This window comes from Pontibacter ummariensis (genome assembly GCF_900188175.1).
In the GTDB taxonomy this organism is placed as follows: domain Bacteria; phylum Bacteroidota; class Bacteroidia; order Cytophagales; family Hymenobacteraceae; genus Pontibacter; species Pontibacter ummariensis.
Genome location: NZ_FZOQ01000057.1, coordinates 1 through 6,188, shown reverse-complemented (window position 1 = coordinate 6,188; position 6,188 = coordinate 1). Strand labels below are relative to the sequence as shown.

General features: G+C 50.3%; 7 protein-coding genes. 3 read left to right on the top strand and 4 right to left on the bottom strand.

Annotated elements, in window-relative coordinates:
- Together mobV and CHB92_RS25190 are read left to right on the top strand one after the other, a co-directional pair.
- The coding region (gene mobV, locus CHB92_RS25195; RefSeq protein WP_179223167.1) for a MobV family relaxase at positions 1-989 on the top strand (989 nt) is incomplete at its 5' end.
- A 296-nt stretch (positions 990-1,285) separates the two neighbouring features.
- On the top strand, positions 1,286-1,786 hold the full coding sequence (locus CHB92_RS25190; RefSeq protein ID WP_089322005.1) for a MarR family winged helix-turn-helix transcriptional regulator: 501 nt from the start codon (positions 1,286-1,288) through the stop codon (positions 1,784-1,786).
- Between the two features lie 57 nt (positions 1,787-1,843).
- On the opposite strand, the gene CHB92_RS25185 is transcribed toward CHB92_RS25190, so the two are convergent.
- The 4 genes from CHB92_RS25185 to CHB92_RS25170 all read right to left on the bottom strand — a co-directional run bounded on the left by CHB92_RS25185 (position 1,844) and on the right by CHB92_RS25170 (position 4,520).
- Complete coding sequence (locus tag CHB92_RS25185; RefSeq protein ID WP_089322004.1) at positions 1,844-2,266, bottom strand: STAS/SEC14 domain-containing protein; 423 nt, start codon at positions 2,264-2,266, stop codon at positions 1,844-1,846.
- Between the two features lie 766 nt (positions 2,267-3,032).
- Entirely contained in the window at positions 3,033-3,323 is a 291-nt protein-coding gene (locus CHB92_RS25180) for a type II toxin-antitoxin system RelE/ParE family toxin (protein ID WP_089322003.1), read from the bottom strand.
- On the bottom strand, positions 3,316-3,540 hold the full coding sequence (locus CHB92_RS25175) for a hypothetical protein (protein ID WP_089322002.1): 225 nt from the start codon (positions 3,538-3,540) through the stop codon (positions 3,316-3,318). Before CHB92_RS25175 ends, CHB92_RS25180 begins: the two co-directional genes overlap by 8 nt.
- Positions 3,541-3,593: 53 nt before the next feature.
- The gene (locus tag CHB92_RS25170; RefSeq protein WP_089322001.1) at positions 3,594-4,520 is read right to left on the bottom strand and encodes a replication initiation protein; all 927 of its coding nucleotides are present in this window, start codon (positions 4,518-4,520) and stop codon (positions 3,594-3,596) included.
- A gap of 816 nt (positions 4,521-5,336) precedes the next feature.
- Here CHB92_RS25170 and CHB92_RS25165 point away from each other — a divergent pair.
- Positions 5,337-5,858, top strand: coding sequence for a hypothetical protein (locus CHB92_RS25165; RefSeq protein WP_089322000.1), 522 nt, complete (start codon positions 5,337-5,339; stop codon positions 5,856-5,858).
- The last annotated feature ends 330 nt before the right edge of the window (positions 5,859-6,188 follow it).

Sequence of the window (6,188 nt, the reverse complement as noted above, 5' to 3'; positions counted from 1 at the left end):
TCTTCCACGCCGAGAAAATGAGCGCCTCCGGAGCGGGGCTGGGCAACCACATCGACCGCAAGGAGGGCCACGAGCACACCTTCCAAAACGCCGACCCGGAGCGGCGGCACCTCAACCAGGCTTTCGCCGTCACTGCGCACTGCGCTAAGCCGATGCACCTGGCCATCACAGACCGTATAGCTGAGGGTTACACCGGCACCACCGCCATCCGGAAGGACGCGGTGCGGGCGCTCTCGCTGGTGTTCACCGGCACGCACGAGGACATGAAGGCCATCGAGGCGGACCCGGAGAAGATGAAGGGCTGGCTCAAGGCCAACTACCAGTTCGTGGCCCAGGAGTTCGGCAAGGAGAACGTGGTGCGCCTGGTGCTGCACCTGGACGAAAAGACCCCGCACCTGCACGCAGTGGTGGTGCCGCTCCGGGAGGGCAAGCTGACGGCCAAGACCATCCTGGGCAACAAAAAGGACATGAGCCAGCGGCAGGACCGCTACGCCCAGGCCATGGCGCCTTTCGGGCTCTCCAGGGGCGTTCGGGGGAGCAAGGCCATCCATAACGCAGAGGGCTGGTACCTGGGCCAGCAGCAGCAGGCGCAGGAGGCCGTTCTGGGCGATTTGCCGAAGCTCACGGCGCTGGACAGGCTAAACCCAACCCAGTACGAGCAGAAGGTGCAGGAGCGCTTTAAATCAGCCACAAAGGAGAAAACGGACGTGGGCCTGGAGCTCCGGCGCAGGGAGCAGCAGCTCCAGGCCCAGGAGCGGCAGATAAGCAAGCTGCAGCAGGAGCTGAAGGCGGTAAAGAGCCGTCTGAGCATCCTGCAGGAGACGGTGACGATGTTTGTCAAGTCCTTGCTGGGCAGGCCCGTGAGCGAGCAGGAGAAGAAAGTGATGGATATGTACGCCAACAGCTACAAGAAAGCAGAAGAAAAGAGCATGCAGGAAAAGCAGCAGGAGCAGCAGCGCCCGAAGAGAGGCCGTGGCATCGGGCGGTAGCGAAAGAAACCAAGACATCCCCCGCGCATCTGTGGCCTACCGTCCCGGTGTGGGTTGCTCAAGGAGGTTATTGGACAAGCAGCCCCATAACCCTTCCCTAACTATAGACTTATAAGCTCATTTATGATAAATAGGAAGGGTGATGTAGTAAGTACCTGGTGATGCAAGCGAAAGGACTTGCCAACTGCTGGAACACTTTGTTCAGCAGGCTATCACACCTCCTATTTTGAGCAGCCTGTAAGATGTGAAAATATCAATTTTTTTGCTATACTTGGTAAACTCACCTGACAGCACGTATGAACTTAGAGAACCAATTAGGCGTCGAATCCTTTCGGAATGAATGGCAGAAAGCCAGCATGAGTATCCTGTACACGTATGGCTTTCTTTCGAACAGCTACAACAGATTCTTTCAAAAGTATGACCTGACGGGGCAGCAGTATAACGCCCTGCGCATCCTGCGCGACCAGTACCCCCGGCCCGTGTCCACCTCCTTCCTGCGCGAGAAGATGCTCGACAGGATGTCGGATGCATCGCGGCTGGTAAGCCGTTTGCAAGGAAAGGGGCTGGTGGAGGTCACGACAAACACAGTAGATAAGCGCTTGGTCAATATCCTGATATCAGACAAGGGACAGAAAGCTTTGGGTGCTATTGATAAGGATTTGGACCATGTGGATGCCATGGTAGAGAGCCTTACGGAGGAAGAAGCCAGAGAATTGGCAGAGCTGCTCCACAAGGTAAGAGAGTCCCTAAGAGAGAGAGTTGGGGGAGCGGTTGCCGTAGAGCAGACTGACGCGTAAGAATAGCTCACCACTATCAGGGCCGGCAAGTATAACAGCTCACGCGCAAAAGGTGGCTCACCTCAAGCCCCTGCTCAGCGAGTGAGACCGCAGCCAGTTTCTGGCTTCTTCCATGTCATCGAAGACCTCGGCCCGGAAGGCGGTCAGGTTAGTGTAGAAGTCGGCGGCCGTGGAGCCGGCGAGGGTGTCGGGGACGGTGACCATGGCGAAGTGCCGCAGTCCGGCTCTGACCGCGGTGGGTGCCCAGTCCCCGAGCACCCAGTCCAGCGAATGGCCCCAGGAGGCGACCACCTCGCGGGTATCGTTGAGCACGCAGCTGAAGCCCGCCCTCTGCAAGGCCGCTGTGTAAGCGGCCGCCCCGGTCCTGATGTTGTCTGCGGTCAGGTAGCCTGTCCAGTTCACGTGCACCCATCTGTTCCGGGCGTCCACTTCTATTGTGAGGAACACCTTGCCGAAGGCATTCCTAAGCTCTTGTTTCATACACTGTAGTTAAGCCCCCAAAGATATTGATTTACAGTTAAAGCCTCCGCAAGGGAACCGAAAGCTATAAGTGTGCCTGCCGTGGCCGTTCCGCCGTGCAAGCTATCAGACTCTCCCGCCAGAGTACCAAAAAGATCCCCAAAAAAGACCCGCTCAGGTTGGCCGGAAAGGGGGTTTACGTTATAACCAATGTTATGTTAAGTAGGCAAGTTTTCTAAACGGAGTGCAATTATATAACATGCCGCAACCTGTTTCACTTCTAAACATTTCCCCTCCGGATTTTCTATTGAAGATGTGTTCCTGTAGCCATACACACCTCTTGCCAGTGCCTTTGGCCTGGGGCTAAGTATTCGCAATTCATACTTACAGAAGGAAAGATTACAAAAGGGAAGAAGATGTCTGGAGCAGCCAGATGGTGCGTCTCGACCTACATGTAAATAATGCGGTGCACCTTATCAACTGCACCAGGAACAGAGCCCGGAACGGAGTGGAGGAGCGGGGCTTCGGTAGTGCCCTGGGCAGATAGATAAAAAGCCTACACCCACTTTCCTTGAACAACCTTTCCCCATTAGCTGCGCTTTAGCGAGCTGAGCCACCTTTTGCGCGTGGGCTACGTAGTTTTAGCTGCTCCTGTTTATCATTAAAAGTAGCTTATGAGCTGATAACCGATGTTATCCTATGTTTGCCATCGCATATTAACTTGTATAAAAGAGCAGAAAGGGAGGATAAGGGGATGAGCATTGTACATTATGTATTGCGGGGGCACTTAAAACTTCTTGGGTTTTCGACTGGTGTGGAATATGGAGGTCACAAACACTGTTTCCTGCCCCTCATCGACCCAATAAACGACAAGGTAAGGGAATGTTTTCATGGGGGCAACATGGAGCTCATTGCCGTACCTGCCAGGATACTGGTGCGGCTTAGACCCGATCAGAGTCAGATAATGATCCACCATGTCGAGAAACCGATCACCAAGTCCCGGCTGCTGCGTCTCGTACCAGGTGTAGGCATCCCTGACTTCCAGCTCCGCCCTTTCTAGGAGCTGAACCTTAAGCACGCCTCAGGTCGCGCTTAATATCCTCCCAGGGACGGGCCGTGGTGCGGCCTTCCACAAAGTCACGTTTGGTCTGCAGCAGCCCTTTTACCTCCTCTTCGGAGAGACGGAAATCCTCGGGCTCATCCACGCGTCGGTAATCGTACTTCAGGCTGTCCAGAAAGGCCAGCAGCACTTTCTCCTCCTGCTCATTGTGGAAGTTGAATGTGAGTGTTCTCATGGTTCAAATGTACTATTTTTTCTCCCCTTTTGTTTATACTGATGCTCTCCTGGCTAGCGTAGCCCCAATACCTTTAGCAGCAATCCGGCAGGGTTCTTACTTGCTTTCGTTCTACCTGTTTTTAGCTCATAGTTGAATTTAAACATGCCGTCAGTAAGCTTCTCATCTGAAAGTATCTGCTGAATGAGCTTCGCATCTTTAATACCCAAGTCATCCAGGATCTGCCGGGCGTGCTGATGTCGTGCATTTTCAACAGGCTGATCAAAGGGGAGGGGTAACTGATCCGGAGCCTGAGTATTTATGTAAAACCGTATGCTCTGATAGGATCGCCCTTTTTTTATCAGTTCATAGCTAATCTTAAGATCTGTATGTGCGTTGATCTGGTTAACTGCAGTATCCAGCACAAACTTCTTAAACATCGATAGCTTCGTGTACTGTTCAGGATCCTTGCCTTTGGGGTCTTTCAGCATCAGCATCACTTTAAGATCATGAATTGAAAAGGTCTTACTTTCCCCTATGTCTTTCCATTGGGAGGCTATCTGATAGATGCGCTTAGCATATTTGCTTGTTAGGCTAAATGCAGCATGTAACCTGAAGCTAGTAAAGTTGTTTTTTAAGTCTATCAGGTACGGCCGAACTTTCTCTGACACTTCCAGCTCTATAACTCCTTCTCCCTTGATGTATTCAGCTGAGGCCAATAATCCTACCTGAAGAACTCTTTTTTCATCTTCAATAATGTACTCCCGGCTTCTCAAATTGGAAGTCGCTTCTAAAAACTGATTGTAGTGCCACTCTCGTCCTGTAATTGCCATCAAATCTCTGACCTTTACCTGGTACATTACCCCCCTCTCGTCTTCCTTCTTGATTAATGAAAGCAGGTAGAAAACGATATCCATCTCACAGGCTGTCATTTCATAACGAGCCGTAGTAATGGCGTTATGCTGCCTTATTTCAACGGATGCGGGTTTAGGAGTGGTCATGTCATGCGATTTTGATCAAATATATTGAAAAGAAAGAGAATAAAGGAAACCTTTCCATTAATATTATCTTCCCACTGATAAAACCTTTCCTTTTGACTGATAAAACCTTTCCTTTCGCTGATAAAACCTTTCCTTTCGCTGATAAAACCTTTCCTTTTGACTGATAAAACCTTTCCTTTTGACTCTGTATAACTTTGACATTCAGCTAATTATGAGAACTGCAAATAAGACAAATATATACAAATAACACAAAGTTGTGTTTCGCGCATGCGCGCGTAAGGCATTTAGGGAACTCAATAAACCGACAGATGGAACAATATCTCAGGCAAGGAAAAAAGCAAAAAACAACAAAAGGGGAAAGAAGAGCACCGGGGCGCGGAAACTAAGACTTTAGTTGATAAAAAAGAACAAAGTTTAGAAGCTGACCAGGTGAGACTGGGAGCCCTGCAGAATTATGGCCACAGGAAAGCCATAGCTCAATGCTGTGAGAGGCTCAGGGAAAAAACGTGGCTATACCTTCCAAAAGAGGCGGCGCGCTTAAAAGGGCTTAAAATCGATTTTTTCTTAACCAACAAAAATGAAAAGCGGATCACCAGCTGCAGTGCCAGGCAGATAAACCACAGTTGCTTCTGTTTAGCCGGAGTACCCCCAAGGCTAAAAACGAGTTTTTATAAGTCAACTCGCATTATCTTGATCCGTGGAGCTACTCTGTGATGCAGGGACTTTAATTCTTATTTTTGTTACGCCTTATGCGCCTGTTATACTACCTTTATGATGTTATCAGCATGATAACACGTGATAACATCCTGCCTAAAAATGAATAACACTGTTAACACAGGTGATTACATCACTCTAGCTGAAGCAGCTGCTCGCTCTGGAAAGTCAGAGATGACTATTCGCCGCCTTTCCAAAAAAGTGTACGCTAAAGAGCATGTTAAGCATGATGGCAACGGATTACTAATACGCTCCTCCTTTGTTAACAAAGTATATTCTTTCGATAACAAGCCCGTTATCAGTGTTAACATAGATGATAACACTGATAACAAACGTGATAACACGTACCAAAGCAGTCAAGCTGAGATCCTTCTGGCGAGGCTTGAAGAAAAAGACAAGTTATTAACAGTTCAGCAGCAGCAAATAGAGCGTCTAGAGAGACAATTTAATGAGTACAGGGAGGAAAAACAGAAGGAACTGGACCGGTTACATGATAAGTGGAGCCAGGAGCAGGAAATATTCAAGCGCGACCAGCATCTAAACGCAGGAAAGCTTTTAGCCCAGCAAAGCCAGGAGCAGCCGGAAGAAGTTGAAGCTAAGAAGAGGCGCTGGTGGCGTTGGTAGTGATTTCATCGCTCTCTCATCCAACTCTAGCCGCTACGCGTCTTTCTCACCTGTGAAGAAGGAATGCTCCAGGCATTCCGGATCCGACACTTCGTACGGCTCCCCTGTCCGTTCCGGCCAGGAAAAAAGGACAACCCTTAGGATGGACTTTCGGTAGTAAGTATAGCCCACTAGACTTCGTTCCGAAGCCGCGGGCCCTGCGGGGCCAGGGGGCATGCCAAGACCAAACACCACTGCCATGGGATTCGCCGTCTTCCACGCCGAGAAAATGAGCGCCTCCGGAGCGGGGCTGGGCAACCACATCGACCGCAAGGAGGGCCACGAGCACAC

What these genes read in the sequence shown, in the direction of transcription:
- CHB92_RS25190 (WP_089322005.1), top strand. Translation starts at nt 1,286, where the DNA reads ATGAACTTAGAGAACCAATTAGGCGTCGAATCCTTTCGGAATGAATGG.
- CHB92_RS25185 (WP_089322004.1), bottom strand. Translation starts at nt 2,266, where the DNA reads ATGAAACAAGAGCTTAGGAATGCCTTCGGCAAGGTGTTCCTCACAATA.
- CHB92_RS25175 (WP_089322002.1), bottom strand. Translation starts at nt 3,540, where the DNA reads ATGAGAACACTCACATTCAACTTCCACAATGAGCAGGAGGAGAAAGTG.
- CHB92_RS25170 (WP_089322001.1), bottom strand. Translation starts at nt 4,520, where the DNA reads ATGACCACTCCTAAACCCGCATCCGTTGAAATAAGGCAGCATAACGCC.
- CHB92_RS25165 (WP_089322000.1), top strand. Translation starts at nt 5,337, where the DNA reads ATGAATAACACTGTTAACACAGGTGATTACATCACTCTAGCTGAAGCA.